At 65.1% G+C, this 16,670-nt stretch carries 16 protein-coding genes; 11 read left to right on the forward strand and 5 right to left on the reverse strand.

Annotated elements, in window-relative coordinates; translation table 11 throughout:
* Positions 1–87 precede the first annotated feature (87 nt).
* Both grxD and M6E97_RS03805 read left to right on the forward strand, forming a co-directional pair.
* Positions 88–414: a Grx4 family monothiol glutaredoxin gene (gene grxD, locus M6E97_RS03800; RefSeq protein WP_003092082.1), complete on the forward strand. Its 327-nt coding sequence runs from the start codon at positions 88–90 to the stop codon at positions 412–414.
* An 82-nt stretch (positions 415–496) separates the two neighbouring features.
* Positions 497–1,648 (forward strand): MFS transporter, encoded by a 1,152-nt coding sequence (locus tag M6E97_RS03805; RefSeq protein WP_003104266.1) that lies wholly within the window; start codon positions 497–499, stop codon positions 1,646–1,648.
* Positions 1,649–1,715: 67 nt separating this feature from the next.
* On the opposite strand, the gene bfrB is transcribed toward M6E97_RS03805, so the two are convergent.
* Positions 1,716–2,192 (reverse strand): bacterioferritin BfrB, encoded by a 477-nt coding sequence (gene bfrB / locus M6E97_RS03810; protein WP_003092078.1) that lies wholly within the window; start codon positions 2,190–2,192, stop codon positions 1,716–1,718.
* 209 nt (positions 2,193–2,401) lie between these two features.
* On the reverse strand, positions 2,402–2,623 hold the full coding sequence (locus M6E97_RS03815; protein ID WP_003092075.1) for a bacterioferritin-associated ferredoxin: 222 nt from the start codon (positions 2,621–2,623) through the stop codon (positions 2,402–2,404).
* 259 nt (positions 2,624–2,882) lie between these two features.
* Here M6E97_RS03815 and M6E97_RS03820 point away from each other — a divergent pair, with 259 nt between their 5' ends.
* Entirely contained in the window at positions 2,883–3,485 is a 603-nt protein-coding gene (locus tag M6E97_RS03820) for a peroxiredoxin (RefSeq protein WP_033939505.1), read from the forward strand.
* A gap of 178 nt (positions 3,486–3,663) precedes the next feature.
* Here M6E97_RS03820 and rnt read toward each other — a convergent pair whose 3' ends face one another.
* Together rnt and pyrC are read right to left on the reverse strand one after the other, a co-directional pair.
* Positions 3,664–4,338: a ribonuclease T gene (gene rnt / locus M6E97_RS03825; protein WP_003092070.1), complete on the reverse strand. Its 675-nt coding sequence runs from the start codon at positions 4,336–4,338 to the stop codon at positions 3,664–3,666.
* Positions 4,335–5,381, reverse strand: a complete 1,047-nt coding sequence (pyrC, locus tag M6E97_RS03830) for a dihydroorotase (protein ID WP_003112889.1) — start codon at positions 5,379–5,381, stop codon at positions 4,335–4,337. Before pyrC ends, rnt begins: the two co-directional genes overlap by 4 nt.
* Positions 5,382–5,513: 132 nt before the next feature.
* Here pyrC and motY point away from each other — a divergent pair, with 132 nt between their 5' ends.
* Both motY and M6E97_RS03840 read left to right on the forward strand, forming a co-directional pair.
* Positions 5,514–6,479 carry a flagellar protein MotY gene (gene motY, locus M6E97_RS03835; RefSeq protein WP_003092066.1) on the forward strand — a complete coding sequence of 322 codons (966 nt, stop codon included), beginning with the start codon at positions 5,514–5,516 and terminating at the stop codon, positions 6,477–6,479.
* Between the two features lie 117 nt (positions 6,480–6,596).
* Positions 6,597–7,814, forward strand: coding sequence for an argininosuccinate synthase (locus M6E97_RS03840; RefSeq protein WP_003092065.1), 1,218 nt, complete (start codon positions 6,597–6,599; stop codon positions 7,812–7,814).
* Positions 7,815–7,905: 91 nt separating this feature from the next.
* Here the strand turns inward: M6E97_RS03840 and gloA are convergent, their stop codons facing one another.
* Complete coding sequence (gene gloA, locus M6E97_RS03845) at positions 7,906–8,292, reverse strand: lactoylglutathione lyase (protein ID WP_003110007.1); 387 nt, start codon at positions 8,290–8,292, stop codon at positions 7,906–7,908.
* 375 nt (positions 8,293–8,667) lie between these two features.
* Between gloA and mexP the strand changes: the two genes are divergently transcribed.
* The 6 genes from mexP (at position 8,668) to M6E97_RS03875 (ending at position 16,657) form a co-directional block, all read left to right on the forward strand.
* Positions 8,668–9,825: a multidrug efflux RND transporter periplasmic adaptor subunit MexP gene (gene mexP, locus M6E97_RS03850; RefSeq protein WP_003124272.1), complete on the forward strand. Its 1,158-nt coding sequence runs from the start codon at positions 8,668–8,670 to the stop codon at positions 9,823–9,825.
* Positions 9,822–12,983: a multidrug efflux RND transporter permease subunit MexQ gene (gene mexQ, locus M6E97_RS03855; protein WP_033939504.1), complete on the forward strand. Its 3,162-nt coding sequence runs from the start codon at positions 9,822–9,824 to the stop codon at positions 12,981–12,983. The genes mexP and mexQ overlap by 4 nt, the downstream gene beginning before the upstream one ends.
* Positions 12,980–14,455, forward strand: coding sequence for a multidrug efflux transporter outer membrane subunit OpmE (opmE, locus tag M6E97_RS03860; protein ID WP_034005717.1), 1,476 nt, complete (start codon positions 12,980–12,982; stop codon positions 14,453–14,455). Before mexQ ends, opmE begins: the two co-directional genes overlap by 4 nt.
* A 569-nt stretch (positions 14,456–15,024) precedes the next feature.
* Positions 15,025–15,219 (forward strand): heavy-metal-associated domain-containing protein, encoded by a 195-nt coding sequence (locus tag M6E97_RS03865; protein WP_003092060.1) that lies wholly within the window; start codon positions 15,025–15,027, stop codon positions 15,217–15,219.
* Positions 15,220–15,447: 228 nt separating this feature from the next.
* On the forward strand, positions 15,448–15,729 hold the full coding sequence (locus M6E97_RS03870; protein ID WP_162483816.1) for a hypothetical protein: 282 nt from the start codon (positions 15,448–15,450) through the stop codon (positions 15,727–15,729).
* The gene (locus M6E97_RS03875; protein ID WP_033939502.1) at positions 15,620–16,657 is read left to right on the forward strand and encodes an HOASN domain-containing protein; all 1,038 of its coding nucleotides are present in this window, start codon (positions 15,620–15,622) and stop codon (positions 16,655–16,657) included. The genes M6E97_RS03870 and M6E97_RS03875 overlap by 110 nt, the downstream gene beginning before the upstream one ends.
* Positions 16,658–16,670 lie beyond the last annotated feature (13 nt).

Genomic DNA, 16,670 nt, shown 5'->3' on the forward strand with positions numbered 1-16,670 from the left:
AGCCGAGCGTCGCGCTAGGCTTTCCGATACAATACCGGTCATTATTTGCCGAGTTACCGTGTCGAAACGTTCCTGTTGAGGTAAGCCATGGACATCATCGAAACCATTAAAGAGCAGATCGCCAACAACCCCATCCTGCTGTACATGAAGGGTTCGCCGAACGCCCCGCAGTGCGGTTTCTCCTCGCGCGCGGCCCAGGTGCTGATGGCCTGTGGCGAGAAGTTCGCCTACGTCGATATCCTGCAGAACCCGGAAATCCGCGCCAACCTGCCGAAGTACGCGAACTGGCCGACCTTCCCGCAACTGTGGGTCAATGGCGAACTGGTCGGTGGCAGCGACATCCTCGCCGAGATGTTCGAGAAGGGCGAACTGCAGACCCTGGTCAAGGACGCGGCGGCCAAAGCCAACGCCTGATCCGCGCATCCGACGAAGAGCCCCGCCTTGTGCGGGGTTTCTTTTTTGTCCGGAGAAACCAGCAAGGAAACCGGGAGCCTCCATGTCGGAAGTCAATCCTCGCCAGGGTCGCCTGGCTTGCATCTATTTCTTCGCCATGGCCGGGCTGGTCATCGGCAACCTGATGGGACGCATCCCGGCGCTCAAGGAGCAGACCCAGCTGGACGAGCGCGCGCTCGGCCAGGCCCTGCTCGGCGTCGGGGTCGGCGCGCTCACGGCGTTCCCGTTGAGCGGTTTTCTGGTCCAGCGCATCGGCAGCCGCAGCGTAGTGATCGGCGGTTGCCTGATCATGCTGCTGGTGTTTCCGCTGCTCGGCCTGAGCCAGGGCTGGTGGCAACTGGCCCTGGCCTTCTACGTGCTGGGCGTGAGCTTCGCCGGGATGGACGTGGCGATGAACATCCAGGCGGTGGATGTCGAGCGCCTGCTCGGCAAGCCCTGCATGTCCATGCTGCATGGCATGTACAGCCTCGGCTGCCTGGTCGGTGCGTTGAGTGCCGCGGCCCTGGCCGGACTGACGCCGTTCTGGCACTTCCTCATTCTCACCGCACTCGGCCTGCTGAGCCTGCCATTCTTCGTACGCGCGTTGCTTCCGCCGGACCCGAGCAAGGCGGGCGCGCGCAAGGGCGGCGGCTTCACCTTGCCGCCGCGGGCCTTGCTCGGCCTGGGCCTGCTGATTCTCTGTGCGTTCGTTTCCGAGGGCGGCGTGGCTGACTGGAGCGCGCTGTTCCTGCACAGCGTTCTGGATGCTTCCGAGCGGGTGGCGGCGCTGGGCTTCGCGGCGTTTTCCGCGGCGATGGTGGTGGGGCGCCTGTTCGGCGACCGCCTGCGCGGACGCATCGACGATGCGCCATTGCTGCGCGGCCTGGGTTCGCTGGCCACGCTGGGCATGCTGGTAGCGCTGTTCAGCCCCTGGCCGGCGCTGAGCATCGCCGGTTTCGGGGTGGTTGGCCTGGGGCTGTCGGTGATGGTGCCGATCGTGATCAGCGCCGCCGGCAACCAGCCGGGCATCGATCCGGTGATCGGGGTCGCCGCCGTCTCTACCGTGGGTTATGGAGGACTGCTGATGGGGCCGCCGCTGATCGGCCTGCTGGCCCACGAGATCGGCCTGCGCTGGGCATTGCTGGTGCTGGTCGGTCTTTGCCTGTTGCTGGCCCTGCGCGCCGATCTGGTCCGGCGCAGGCCGCGCAGCGCCTGAGGCTTTCTGGCGGGCAAGAAAAAAGCGCCGGCGGGGCAGGCCGCCGGCGCTTCGTCGTGGTTCCCGATCAGTCGTCTTCGTGCATGTGCGACTGCAGGTAGTTCTCCAGGCCGACTTTCTGGATCAGGCCCAGTTGGGTCTCCAGGTAGTCGATGTGCTCTTCTTCCGACTCCAGGATGTCCTTCAGCAGGTCGCGGCTGACGTAGTCGTGCACCTGCTCGCAATGCACGATGGCTTCGCGCAGGTCCTTGGTCGCCTTCAGCTCCAGGTTCAGGTCGCACTGCAGCATTTCCTGGGTGTTCTCGCCGATCAGCAGCTTGCCGAGGTCCTGCAGGTTGGGCAGGCCTTCGAGGAACAGGATGCGCTCGATGAGCTTGTCGGCATGCTTCATCTCGTCGATCGACTCGTGGTACTCATGGGCGCCGAGGCGCTTCAGGCCCCAGTCGTTCCACATGCGCGAGTGGAGGAAGTACTGGTTGATCGCGATCAGCTCGTTGCCGAGGATCTTGTTGAGGTGCTGGATGACTTTCTTGTCGCCTTTCATGCCGAATCCTGCCGTCGTAGTGGGTGTGATTCGCCAAGTTTGGCCGCGACGAAGCAGGGTGTCAAACCTAAGTTATTGAAATATAAGGGAAAAAGAATATGAATACGAATGTTTTCTTTCCGCGTTCTGCCGCTAAGTCATTGAATTGAAGGCATAAAAAAACCGGGCGCCAGGCCCGGTTCTTCTGAAAGAGGGATAAAAAATATTTTTCAGGCAGCGACGAACGCCGTAGTCCCGAACGCCGGTACCGGCTGGGCACTCTGCAGGTCGTTGAGGGTTTCGCGTACCACCTGCTTGGCCAGGCATGCGCACTTGCCGCACTGGGTACCGACGCCGGTGGCTTCGCGAACCTCACGATAGCTGCAGCAGCCTTCGTAGATGGCATCGCGGATCTGGTTGTCGGTAACACCTTGGCAGAGGCAGACGTACATGGCGATCTGGCTACTGGGAAGTTGAGTTGGAAAAGATACTAATAATAATGAGAATGATTGTCAAAGTTCCCTGGAGCGTTTTAGTCGGGTTTTTTTCGCCCCCCGACAAATGGCTTTGTCGGACAAAGACTTAGCGCCGGCTGGGGCGGGGTGTATGATGGTTGTTTCCCGGGGAACGGCGCCCCTGCCATCGAGGCTTCACGAGGAGCCGGCAGGCTGCGGTGCCGTCCTTCAACCTTCCGCTTAAAGGAGACATGGAATGAGCGTACTCGTAGGTAAGAAAGCGCCTGACTTCAACGTTGCCGCGGTACTGGGCAATGGCGAGATCGTCGAGAGCTTCACCCTGTCCGAGGCCATCAAGGGCAAGTACGGCCTGGTGTTCTTCTATCCGCTGGACTTCACCTTCGTCTGCCCGTCCGAGCTGATCGCCCTGGACCACCGCATCCCGGAATTCCAGGCGCGCAACGTCGAGGTGGTCGGCGTTTCCATCGACTCCCACTTCACCCACAACGCCTGGCGCAACACCCCGGTGGACAAGGGCGGCATCGGCGCCGTCAAGTACACCCTGGCGGCCGACACCAAGCACGAGATCGCCAAGGCCTATGACGTCGAGTCCGACGGCGGCGTGGCCTTCCGTGGCGCGTTCCTGATCGACAAGGAAGGCGTTGTGCGCTCGCAGATCGTCAACGACCTGCCGCTGGGCCGCAACATGGACGAGCTGCTGCGTCTGGTCGATGCCCTGCAGTTCCATGAGGAGCACGGCGAAGTCTGCCCGGCCAACTGGAAGAAGGGCGACAAGGGCATGACCGCATCGCCCGAAGGCGTGGCCAAGTACCTGGCCGAGAACGCCAGCAAGCTGTAAGAAGAGCCTGCTTCGCGCGTTGGAAAAAGCCCCGCTTCGGCGGGGCTTTTTCATGGGCTCGCGAGGGCCGGCAGCCCCATCCCAGGTCACGCGCCTCGCTCCGAAGAGGGGGAGATTGCCTGACCGGTCGCGTAGGACGGATAACGTCCTGGCGTTATCCGCCTAAGTGGGCCGAGGCTCAGTCGTCGTCATCCATCCAGCCGCCCATTTCCTTCCAGCGGTTGACGATGCCGCAGAACAGCTCGGCGGTCTTCTCGGTGTCGTAGCGTGCCGAGTGCGCCTCGCGGTTGTCGAACTCCATGCCGGCGGCCTGGCAGGCCTTGGCCAGGACCGTCTGGCCGTAGGCGAGGCCAGCCAGGGTGGCGGTGTCGAAGCTGGAGAAGGGATGGAACGGATTGCGCTTGATCCCGGTACGCGCCACGGCGGCATTGAGGAAACCGAGGTCGAAGCTGCTGTTGTGGCCGACCAGGATCGCCCGCTTGCAGCCATTGGCCTTCAGCGCCTTGCGGATGCCGCGGAAGATCTCGGTGAGTGCCGCTTCCTCCTGCACCGCCATGCGTAGCGGGTGGTCGAGCTTGATGCCGGTGAATTCCAGCGCGGCCGGCTCGATGTTGGCGCCTTCGAAGGGCTCGATGCGGAAGAAGTAGGTGTGTTCCGGGAACAGGAAGCCTTTCTCGTCCATGCCGACGGTGGTCGCGGCGATTTCCAGCAGCGCGTCGGTGGCCGAGTTGAAGCCGCCGGTCTCGACGTCCACCACTACCGGCAGGTAGCCGCGGAAGCGGCGCGCCATCGGATGGCGCGGGCCGCTGGGGAGGCTGCCGTCGAATTCGTCGTCGAAGTTGTCTTCGCTCATGCCCCGGCCTCCAGCAGTTTCCAGCGGAGTGTCTCTCCGGCGCGCAGCGGCACCACGTCGAAGTCGCCGAAGGGGAGGCTGGCGGGCGCCTGCCATTCCTCGCGGACCAGGGTGATCCGGTCGGTGTTGCGCGGCAGGCCATAGAAGTCCGGGCCGTGCAGGCTGGCGAAGCCTTCCAGCTTGTCCAGCGCATTGCGCTGTTCGAAGGCCTCGGCATACAGCTCGATGGCGGCGTAGGCGCTGTAGCAGCCGGCGCAACCGCAGGCGGCTTCCTTGGCGTGGCGGGCGTGCGGCGCCGAGTCGGTGCCGAGGAAGAATTTCGGATTGCCGCTCACCGCGGCGTCCAGCAGGGCTTCCTGGTGGGTGTTGCGCTTGAGGATCGGCAGGCAATAGAAATGCGGGCGGATACCGCCGACCAGCATGTGGTTGCGGTTGTACAGCAGGTGATGGGCGGTAATGGTCGCGCCGACGTTGGCCGGGGCTTCCCGGACGAACTGGGCGGCGTCGCCGGTGGTGATGTGCTCGAAGACCACTTTCAGGGTCGGGAAGCGCTCGACCACCCGGCGCAGGTGCTCGTCGATGAACTGCTTCTCGCGATCGAATACGTCGACCTCGGCGCGGGTCACCTCGCCATGCACCAGCAGCGGCATGCCGACCTCGGCCATCGCCTCGAGCGCTTCGAAGATATTGTCGATGCGGGTCACGCCAGAGTCCGAGTTGGTGGTGGCGCCTGCCGGATAGAGCTTGGCGGCATGCACGAAGCCGCTGGCCTTGGCGGTACGGATTTCCTCGGTGCTGGTGCGGTCGGTGAGGTACAGCACCATCAGCGGCTCGAAGCGGCTGGCGGCGGGGCGGGCGGCGAGGATGCGCTGCCGGTAGGCGTCGGCTTCGGCGGCGTTGCGCACCGGCGGCACCAGGTTCGGCATGACGATGGCGCGGCCGAAGGTGCGGGCGGCGTCGCCGACGGTATTGGCCAGCGCGGCACCGTCACGCAGGTGAATGTGCCAGTCGTCGGGGCGCAGGAGGGTGAGACGGTCGGACATGGGGCTTCCAGGACGGGATTTCGTGGGGGGAAATGCTACCGGAAAAGGGGGGGCGGGGCACTCGCTATCAAGTTTTGTCCGGGCCGTCCGATACATCCTTCGTATTTGGACGCTTTCCCGGAGCCCGCCGTCGTGCAGCCGCGCCTTCTTCTATTGCCTTTCCTGCTCAGCAGCCTGCCGGCACTGGCGGTGACCTTCCAGACGCGGCTGGAGAGCGTCGAGTGGAAGGTCGAAGGCGACCAGTTCGAATGCCGCCTGTCGCAGCCGGTGGCGAATTTCGGGGTCGGCGAGTTCGTCCGGCGTGCCGGCGAGCAGGCGACCTTCCGCCTGAAGCCCGAGGCCCAGTGGCTGGGGCGCGGGTCGGCGACCCTGCTGGCTGCCGCGCCGCCCTGGCGACCGGGACAGGGCGACATCAACCTTGGCCAGGTCAGCATCGGTAGCGGCGAGGTGCCGTTCAACAGCAACCAGCAACAGGCCGGTCGGTTGCTCACCGGCCTGCTCGAGGGGCGCAGCCCGCTGGTCCGCCATCGCACCTGGCAGGGCGATCGCCTGGAGGTGCGCCTGCTGCCGGCGCGCTTCGCCAGCGTCTACAGCCAGTACCAGGCCTGCATCGCCAAGCTGCTGCCGGTGAACTTCGACCAGGTCAAGCTGGCCCAGGTCGGCTTCCCCGACGGCGGCACGGCGCTGAACGACGTGGCGCGAGCCAAGCTGGACATCATCCTGCAACTGCTCAAGGCCGATCCGAGCATCAACCGGATCGAACTCGACGGGCACTCCGACAACAGCGGCAACCGCCTGACCAACCGCGACCTGTCGCGCCGCCGCGCGCTGGCGGTGCAGGAGTACCTGAAGAGCAACGGGGTGCCGGAAAGCCAGATCAACGTGCGCTTCTATGGCGAGCGCTACCCGCTGGTGGCCAACAACAGCGCCGCCAACCGTGCGCGCAACCGCCGGGTCACCGTGCACCTGTCGCGCGAGGCGGTGGTCGAGCCGGCGACGGAAGCGCCGAAGGCCGAGGACAAGCCGGCGCCGCCCGCGGCAGAACCTGCCGCACCGAAGCCTCCGGCCGCCTCGCTTCAGGGAAAACCCACGGTTTGAGTCGCGCAAACGATAGAATCTGTCGCTTTTGCGTCTAAAGCTGTCGCCCCTCTGTAATTTCCCGAATGCCCTGCGTAGAATTGTCGCTTTTCGTGACGACCCCCGTGGAGTGATGGCATGGCGGATGTGAAGAAGGTAGTCCTGGCGTATTCCGGCGGCCTGGATACCTCGGTAATTCTGAAGTGGTTGCAAGATACCTATAACTGCGAAGTGGTGACCTTCACCGCCGACCTCGGCCAGGGCGAGGAAGTCGAACCGGCTCGCGCCAAGGCCCGCGCGATGGGCGTCAAGGAAATCTACATCGACGACCTGCGCGAAGAATTCGTCCGCGACTTCGTCTACCCGATGTTCCGCGCCAACACCGTCTACGAAGGCGAGTACCTGCTGGGCACTTCCATCGCTCGTCCGCTGATCGCCAAGCGCCTGATCGAGATCGCCAACGAGACCGGCGCCGACGCCATCTCCCACGGCGCCACCGGCAAGGGCAACGACCAGGTCCGCTTCGAGCTGGGCGCCTACGCGCTGAAGCCCGGCGTCAAGGTGATCGCGCCCTGGCGCGAGTGGGACCTGCTGTCCCGCGAGAAGCTGATGGACTATGCCGAGAAGCACGGCATCCCGATCGAGCGCCACGGCAAGAAGAAGTCGCCGTACTCGATGGACGCCAACCTCCTGCATATCTCCTACGAAGGCGGCGTGCTGGAAGATACCTGGACCGAGCACGAAGAAGACATGTGGAAGTGGACCGCTTCCCCGGAAAACGCGCCGGACACCCCGACCTACATCGAGCTGACCTACCGCAAGGGCGACATCGTCGCCATCGACGGCAAGGACATGACCCCGGCCGAGGTGCTCACCGAGCTGAACCGCGTCGGCGGGATCAACGGCATCGGCCGCCTCGACATCGTCGAGAACCGCTATGTCGGCATGAAGTCCCGTGGCTGCTACGAGACCCCCGGCGGCACCATCATGCTCAAGGCCCACCGCGCCATCGAGTCGATCACCCTGGACCGCGAAGTGGCCCACCTGAAAGACGAGCTGATGCCCAAGTACGCCAGCCTGATCTACACCGGCTACTGGTGGAGCCCGGAGCGCCTGATGCTGCAGCAGATGATCGACGCCTCGCAGGTCAACGTGAACGGCGTAGTGCGTCTGAAGCTGTACAAGGGCAACGTCGTGGTGGTGGGCCGCAAGTCCGACGACTCGCTGTTCGACGCCAACATCGCGACCTTCGAGGAAGACGGCGGCGCCTACAACCAGGCCGATGCCGCGGGCTTCATCAAGCTCAACGCGCTGCGCATGCGCATCGCCGCGAACAAGGGCCGCACGCTGTCCTGACCGACGCGCGCCGCCTGCGATGGAACGAAGAACCCCGGCCATGAGCCGGGGTTCTTCGTTCCTGATTGCTGAAAGCGATAGCCGGGGCCGTTCAGGAAGACTTCTGGATCAGTTCGATCTTGTAGCCGTCCGGGTCGGTCACGAAGGCGATCACGGTGGTGCCGTGCTTCATCGGCCCGGCTTCGCGGGTGACCTGGCCGCCGTTGTTGCGGATGTCGTCGCAGGCCTGGTAGGCGTCGTCGACCTCGATGGCGATATGGCCGTAGCCGGTGCCGATCTCGTAGGCATCCACGCCCCAGTTGTGGGTAAGCTCGATCACCGCGGAATCCGCCTCGTTGCCATAGCCGACGAAGGCGAGGGTGAACTGGCCGTCGGGATAGTCGTTCTTCCTGAGCAGGGTCATGCCTAGCACCCGGGTATAGAAATCGATCGAGCGATCGATGTTTCCGACCCGGATCATGGTATGGAGAATGCGCATTTTCAGTGCCTCGAGCTTCACGGTCAAAGGCGGATTTTACCATGCGGCCGGCAACCGGCTGCGAGATCGGGATCGTCCCCGTCCCGGCGACCGGCCCTTTGCCGGACTTCCCTTCCTACGGGGCGTTTCGCCTCTTCCCTGGGCCGGCCGTCGATAGCCGGTCGGCCTGCCTCCGCCACCCTCCCGGGCTGCCCGCTGCGTCTCCGAGCGTGCCAGGTGTCCCGCCCCCGGTGAGCTGCCGAAAGCTCGCTGCGCCTTCGCCATGAGGACGGAAAAAGGGGGGTTGACCTTGCCAAGGTGTCAAGGTCGATAACCGGCCACGGAAGCGGTTTCGTCCAGCCAGGCCATGCAGGCTCAGACCAGGAAGGCACAACAATGAATCTCAGACACTTCATCCGCATCACCGCGACGCTAGGCGTCGCGGCCCTTATCGCTGGCTGCGGGGAATCGGCGCCGCCCGGGGCGGCGAGCGCCCCGCCAAGCGTTCCCGTCGCCGAGGTGGTGGTTCGCCCGGTGACACCCTACGCCGAGTTCACCGGCTCGCTGACCGCTGTCGAGCAGGTAGAACTACGGCCGCGCGTCGCCGGCTACATCCAGGACGTTACGGTGCCGGAAGGCCGCCTGGTAGAGAAGGGCCAGCAACTGTTCCTCATCGACCCGCGCGTGTTCAAGGCGGCGCAGGATGCCGCCAGGGCGCGCCTGCGCGAGGCCGAGGCCGCGGCGTTGCTGGCGCGCACCGAACACGAGCGAGCCGAGCTGCTGTATGCGCGGAAGGTCGTCGCCCGGGAGCGGCTCGACAGCGCCATCGCCTCGCGCAATGCCAGCAAGGCCCAGGTCGATGCGGCCAGGGCCGCCCTCGACGCGGCGCAACTGGATCTCGGCTTCACGCGGGTCACGGCACCGATCGGCGGGCGTGTCGGGCATATCCAGGTCACCGAGGGCAACTACGTCACCAATGGCGTCACCGCGCTGACCAGCATCGTTTCGGTCGATCCGCTGTACGTGTACTTCGATGTCGACGAGCGCACCTACCTGCAGGCCCTGGCGCCGACCCGCGGCAGGGAGGGTGAGCAGGCCCCCAGGGTCAAGGTGGCGTTGCTCACCGACGAGTCCTATGGACGAAGCAGTCGCCTCGATTTCCTCGCCAATGCCGCCGACCGCGGGACCGGCACGGTCCGGGTTCGGGCGGTGGTCGACAACCCGGACGGGCAACTGACGCCGGGGCTGTTCGCCAAGGTCAGGCTGGAGACCGGCAAGCCTCGCGCGCAGGTGCTGGTCGCCGACCATTCCATCGGCACCGACCAGGGCCGGCGCTATGTGCTGGTCGTCGACGAAGGCAACAAGACCCAGTACCGGCCGGTGGAACTCGGCCCGATGGTCGACGGCCTGCGGGTCGTCCGCCAGGGCCTGCAGCCGGGCGAGCGCATCGTCGTCAAGGGCCTGGTGCGGCCGGACATGCAGATCACGCCGCTCCTTGCGGAAATCGATGGCACGCCCGTCGACCTGTCGAAGACCGTGGGGGCCGCACAATGACATTCCCACGCTTCTTCATCGATAGGCCGATCTTCGCCATCGTTCTTTCGGTGCTGATGATGATCGGAGGCATCGTTTCGTTCTTCCAGTTGCCGCTGAGCGAATACCCGGCGGTGACGCCGCCGACCGTGCAAGTGACCACCGCCTATCCCGGCGCCAACCCCGACGTGATCGCGCAGACGGTGGCGACACCGCTGGAGCAGGCGATCACCGGGGTCGAGGGGATGCTGTACATGTCCTCGCAGTCGGCCACCGACGGGCGAATGATCCTGACCATCACCTTCGACCAGCACATCGATCCCGACATGGCCCAGATCCAGGTGCAGAACCGGGTCTCGCGGGTGCTCTCGCGCCTGCCCGACGAGGTGCAGCGGCAGGGCGTGGTCACCCAGAAGACCTCGCCGGACATCCTCATGGTGGTGCACCTGCTGTCGCCGGAGCAGCGCTACGACCCGCTGTACATCTCGAACTACGCCTACCTCCAGGTGCGCGACGAACTGCTGCGCCTGCCGGGGATCAGCGATGTGGTGGTGTGGGGCGCCGGCGAGTACAGCATGCGCCTGTGGCTCGACCCCGACCTGATCGCCGCGCGCGGACTGACGGCGGGCGAGGTGATCGCCGCGGTACGCGAACAGAACGTCCAGGTGGCGGCCGGCGCCGTCGGCCAGGCGCCGGACTCCACCGCGGCCTTCCAGGTCACGGTGAATACCCTCGGGCGCCTGAGCGACGAAGAGCAGTTCGGCGACATCATCGTCCGCACCGGCGCCGACGGCCAGGTGACGCGCCTGCGCGACGTCGCGCGGATCGAGATGGGCGGCGATGCCTATGCGCTGCGCAGCCTGCTGGACGGCGAGCCGGCGGTGGCCTTGCAGATCGTCCAGAGCCCCGGAGCCAACGCGCTGGATACCGCCGAGGCGGTGCGTGCCACCGTGGCGAGGCTCGAAGGCAACTTCCCGGCCGGCCTGAGCGCGCGCATCGCCTACGACCCGACAGTGTTCGTCCGCGCTTCGTTGCAGACCGTGGCCACCACCCTGCTGGAGGCGATCCTGCTGGTCGTGGTGGTGGTGGTGCTGTTCCTGCGTAGCTGGCGTGCTTCGCTGATTCCGCTGATGGCCGTGCCGGTCTCGCTGGTCGGCACCTTCGCCATCATGCATCTGATGGGTTTCTCGCTGAATACCCTGTCGCTGTTCGGCCTGGTGCTGTCGATCGGCATCGTCGTCGATGACGCCATCGTGGTGGTGGAAAACGTCGAGCGCCACATCGAGAACGGCGAGCCGCCGCTCCAGGCCGCGCGGCGTGCGATGGACGAGGTCACCGGACCGATCATGGCGATCACCTCGGTGCTGGCGGCAGTGTTCGTCCCCACGGCCTTTCTCAGTGGCCTGCAGGGCGAGTTCTATCGTCAGTTCGCCCTGACCATCGCCATCTCCACCATCCTGTCGGCGCTCAACTCGCTGACCCTCAGCCCGGCCCTGGCGGGCCTGCTGTTGCGTCCGCGGCCGGCCGGAGATGCGGTGGCGGGGCGCTTCCAGCGACTGCTCCAGGTCCTCGGCCGACCGTTGCGAAATGCCCCCGAGGCCTACGGCAACGCGGTGCGCAAGGTGGTGCGGGTGAGCGGCCTGGCCCTGGTGGTGTATGGGGGCCTGCTTGGCCTGACCTGGGTCGGTTTCCAGGCGGTGCCACCGGGCTTCGTGCCGATGCAGGACAAGTACTATCTGGTCGGCATCGCCCAGTTGCCGAACGGAGCGTCGCTGGAGCGTACCGATGCGGTGGTCAGGCAGATGTCCCGGATCGGCCTCGACGAGCCGGGGGTGGAGAGCGTCGTGGCCTTCCCGGGCCTGTCGGTGAACGGCTTCGTCAACGTGCCGAACGCCGCGGTCATGTTCTTCATGCTCGACCCGTTCGAATCGCGCACCTCCGCCGATCTCGGCGCGCTGGCCATCGCCGGGCGCCTGCAAGCCAAGTTCGCCAGCATTCCCGACGGCTTCCTCGGGGTCTTCCCACCGCCGCCGGTACCGGGGCTGGGAACCATCGGCGGCTTCAAGATGCAGGTCGAGGATCGCGGCGGCGCCGGGCTGGAAGCCCTGGCCAGGCAGACCCAGGTGCTGATGATGAAGGCCACTGAGTCCGGCCAGCTCGGGGGCTTGATGACCAGCTTCGATATCAATGCCCCGCAGCTCGAGGTGGTGGTCGACCGCACCAAGGTGAAGAGCCAGGGCGTTCGCCTGGCCGATGTGTTCGAGGCATTGCAGGTCTACCTCGGCTCGCTGTACATCAACGACTTCAACCGCTTCGGGCGCACCTACAAGGTCACTGCCCAGGCCGATGCGCCGCACCGCATGCAGGCCGAAGCCATCGGGCGCCTGCAGGTACGCAATGCCGCCGGGGCGATGTTGCCGCTGTCCTCGTTCGTCACCGTGACGCCCAGCTCCGGTCCCGACCGGGTGATCCACTACAACGGCTATCCGTCGGCCGATATCAGCGGTGGCGCGCTTCCCGGCGTCAGTTCGGGACAGGCGGTGGCGTTGATGGAGCGCCTGGCCGGCGAAGTGCTGCCCGAGGGCATGACCTTCGAATGGACCGACCTGACCTACCAGCAGAAGCTGGCCGGCAACAGCGCGCTGTTCATCTTCCCGCTGTGCGTGCTGCTGGCCTACCTGATCCTCGCCGCGCAGTACAACAGCTGGCTGTTGCCGCTGGCGGTCCTGCTGATCGTGCCGATGTGCCTGCTCAGCGCGATCGCCGGGGTGTGGCTGGTGGGCGGCGACAACAACGTGTTCGTCCAGATCGGGCTGGTGGTGCTGGTCGGCCTGGCGGCGAAGAACGCGATCCTGATCGTCGAGTTCGCCCGCACGCTGGAGGCCGAGGGCGCCCGTGCGCTGGAGGCGGTGGTCGAGGCTTGCCGCCTGCGCCTGCGGCCGATCCTGATGACCTCGCTGGCGTTCATCGCCGGCGTGGTGCCGTTGGTCATGGCCAGCGGCGCCGGAGCGGAAATGCGCCAGGCCATGGGCGTCGCGGTATTCGCCGGGATGCTCGGGGTGACGCTGTTCGGCCTGTTCCTCACGCCAGTGTTCTACGTACTGGTACGGGCACTGGCGGCGCGCCTGGAGCGACGCGCCGGCGGCAGCCTGGCGCATCTGGAGGGAGGCCGTCCATGAAGCCATACCTGCGGTCTTCGTTGAGCGCGCTGATCCTGCTGGGCGGCTGTGCCGCGGTGGGGCCCGACTATGCGCCGCCGAGCGCGTCCGCACCGGCCAGCTTCGGCGCGATGCCGGTGGGTATCGATGGCGGTGGCGTGGAGGTCGAGTGGTGGCGCGGGTTCGACGAGCCAGCCCTGGAATCTCTGATCCAGCGGGCGCTCGCGGTGAACCTCGACATCGCCCTTGCCGGCGCGCGCCTGGACGAAGCGAAGGCGCTGCTGCGCGAGAACCGCGAGGAGTTCCTGCCGCGCGGCGGGTCGGCGTTCGATTACCAGGCCCGGCGGCGCGGCGAGGTGGAAACACCGGCCGGCCAGCAGCGCGACATCGAGACCTATCGCGGCGCGCTGGATGCTTCCTGGGAAATCGACCTGTTCGGCCGGGTGCGGCGCTCGGTGGAGGCCGCCGAGGCGCAGGCGGGTTCGCGCGAGGCCCTGCTGCGCAACGTGCAGGCGAGCGTCGCGGCTACGGTTGCCATGACCTGGTTCCAGCTACAGGGCATCGAGGCCGAACTTGCGGTGGTCCATGACATCGCCGGCAACCAGCGCGACAGCCTGGAGATGGTCGAACGCCTGGTCAGCGCCGGCTCCGCCCACGAGTTCGACCGGTTGCGCGCCGAAGCGTTATTGCACAACGTCGAGGCGGCCGTGCCCGACCTCGAACGGCGCCGCGCCGCCACCCGCAATGCGCTGGCCGTTCTCCTCGCGGAAGCCCCGCAGGCCTTCAGCCCGCCGGTCGCCCGCGCCTCCGGGGAAAGGCTGACGCTCCGCACCCTCGGGGTCGGCGACCCGGCGGGACTGCTGGCGCGTCGCGCCGACATCGCCGCGGCCGAACGCAACCTGGCGGCCGCGACCGCACGTATCGGCGTCGAGACCGCGGGGCTGTATCCGCAGGTCGAGGTACGCGGCTCGATCGGCCTGGTCGCCGGCAATCTCGATGCTTTGGACGAGAGTGGTACGTCCTTCAACGTCCTGAACCCGGTGATTCGCTGGGCGTTACTCGACCGCGGTCGCGTGCGGGCGCGGATCGCCGCCAGCGAAGCCCGTGCGCAGGAGGCATTGATCCTCTACGACCGGACGGTGCTGCGCGCCCTGCAGGAGACCGATGATGCCTTCAACGGCTATGGCGCTGCCGCTGACAGGCTCCGCCTGCGCCTGCTCGAGGCGACGGCCAATCGCGAGGCGGCGCGCCTGGCCCGGGAGCGCTTCGTCCAGGGGGACGGCGAGTACCTGGACGTGCTCGAGGCGGAACGCTCGGACTACCTCAGCCGGCGCGCATTGAGCATCGCGCGCACCGAGCAGCGCCTTGCCGTCGTGGGGATCTACAAGGCGCTGGGTGGTGGCTGGGAAGCCTGCGCGGGGGCGCGGCGCTGTGGCGTGGCTACCGACGATACCTCTCCAGGCGTGGCACGGCAGCGCGACAGTCGCTCCTGATCAGCCGCCGGCCTTCGCTCGACTGCCTGGGTCGAGGGCCGTGCGGCGCGTCCTCCGGTTATTTGGCGAACCCCGGGAGTACGGATTGCCTGGCGCGGATCGCTCGTCCCTGTCCGCCTTATCGATAAGTCGGTTCCGAACTCTTTTCGGTAGTTCATTCAGATGGATGAGTGAAGAGGGCAGATGGAAAGTATCTGCTCGGGACTTCAATGTTCAGAAGAGTGGGGAAGCATTACTTTCTCACTGTTCTTCAGGTACGTTCCGGCTGCCCGCCGTTTCTTATTGAACGAAGTCACTCCTGTGCCTCTGCGCTCGCGCCGCACGGAGAATATCGTCGAGAGGTTCTTCAATGGTGAGTGGAGCTGGCTGACGCGGTATCTAGGTTGTCTGGCGGAGTTGTTCTATATGTTCGAACTTGGCTTTGCTCGTTGTTTTAAGTTTGCGGAATAACCTCTGGAACTATTCATATGAATTTTTGAAAGTTTGGTTTACCTGAGAGATTTATGAGTTGACCTTGTCACGATGGCAGGACTCATGGTTCGCAGGAGTCAACAAACCAGGAGGTTGCGATGTTTTCTTTCCATATTCCGAACATGACCTGCGGCGGTTGTGCCAAGACTGTCACCCGTATCCTGCACGGCGTCGATCCCCAGGCGCGCGTAGAGACCGATCCCCCTCGGCGCGAGGCCAGGGTCGAGAGCACTCTGGACAAGCACGCATTCCTCGAGGCGTTGAGCGAGGCCGGTTATCCGGAGGGCCGTTGAGCGCATGGGCATGACGCAGGCGTAGGGGCGAATAGTAGCGTTTCGCCCAGTGCCGGCAATAGGAAAATGATTTTCATTGAAGTCCGCGTTCCATATGCCATCAATGGCGCTTGGCTATTGTGGAAAGAACGCTTTGGAATTTGTAAATCAATATTTCAGTCGGCCGTGAGGTGACAGTTATGTGAACGGCAAGAGGCGCTGACAGGAAACCCTAAAAGTTATTCTCCGATGGATTCGAAGGCCTTTAGCTCGGGGTTTTTCGCAGCGCATCCAGTGTTATCGAAGAGCACCTTTCGGCGAACTCCGTTGTCCGCCGACAAGGCCGCTGCATTGCTTGACCTTGCCACCGTGGCAAGCTTTACGGTCGCCCCGCACAACAACAAAAACAAGGGTGATCCAAATGACTTCAAATCCGTTACAGCAATGCTGCAATTCTTCCTCCGATATGAATATCCGTTCCCCGCGGACAATGTCGGAACCTGCCCGAAATGCATCGGCTCTCCTGGCTGAAGCCTTGAAACCCGGTGCCTCTCTGGACCAGATCACGCTCGCGCTCGAGGCGATTCTCGCGGTCACGGCCAAAGGCCTGAGCGGTGATGCTTCGGCTTACGCGCAGTACCAGGCGTTGCTCCTGGAACTGCACGTAGGCAGCGATCCGCATACGGAGCCGACCCGCCGCTGGATGGCGAGCCAGGTCTACCTGGTCGAGGATCGTTTCGCTCCCGAGCCGGCCGGTTTCAGCGCCGTCCCGGTGGAGGAGTTCCGCAAGAAGGTCGACGCCGAGATCGAGGCGCGCAGCCGGGTGCGCCATCCCATGTCGGTCCACCTGTTCCAGGGCACGCCGCCGGTCGAGGACGTGCGCTTCTTCCTGGAACACCATTGGGTCCGTTCCTACAACTTCTACAGCCTCCTGGCGGAGCTGGCCTTCCGCTTCGAAAACATCGAGGACGCCTCGGTGTTCTACCGCAACCTCTACGGCGAGGCCGGGGCGGAGACGCCGGAGCGCTCGCACCCCGCGTTGCTGTCCCACCTGATGACCTACTTCGACATTCCGCTGCGCATCGATTTCCCGGCGCTGCATCCGCTGGAGAAGGCCTACCTCAACAACCGTATCCGTTGCGTGCGGCACACCGATGTCGCCTGGGGCCTTGCGCTCCTGTACGCGGTCGAGTCGGTGAGCTGCGTCAACCACCGGCGCATCTACGAACTCCTGCAGCGCCTGGGCGTGCCCGAGCAACCCAGCGAGTTCCATCGCCTGCACGGCACCCAGGACGAGATCGATACCGAGGAGATGTGGGCGCTGATCGCCAAGTTCGCGCCGAGCGAAGACTTCCAGCGCAAGTTCATGCAGTCGCTGGCGCGCCACTTCGAAATCAACCGGGCCTACTTCGACCTGCTCTGGGAGCAGATGCAGGCGAATTCCCTGGCCATGGCCTGATGCCTATCCAGAA

The sequence above is a fragment of the Pseudomonas sp. B111 genome (assembly GCF_026428275.1).
GTDB lineage: Bacteria > Pseudomonadota > Gammaproteobacteria > Pseudomonadales > Pseudomonadaceae > Pseudomonas > Pseudomonas aeruginosa.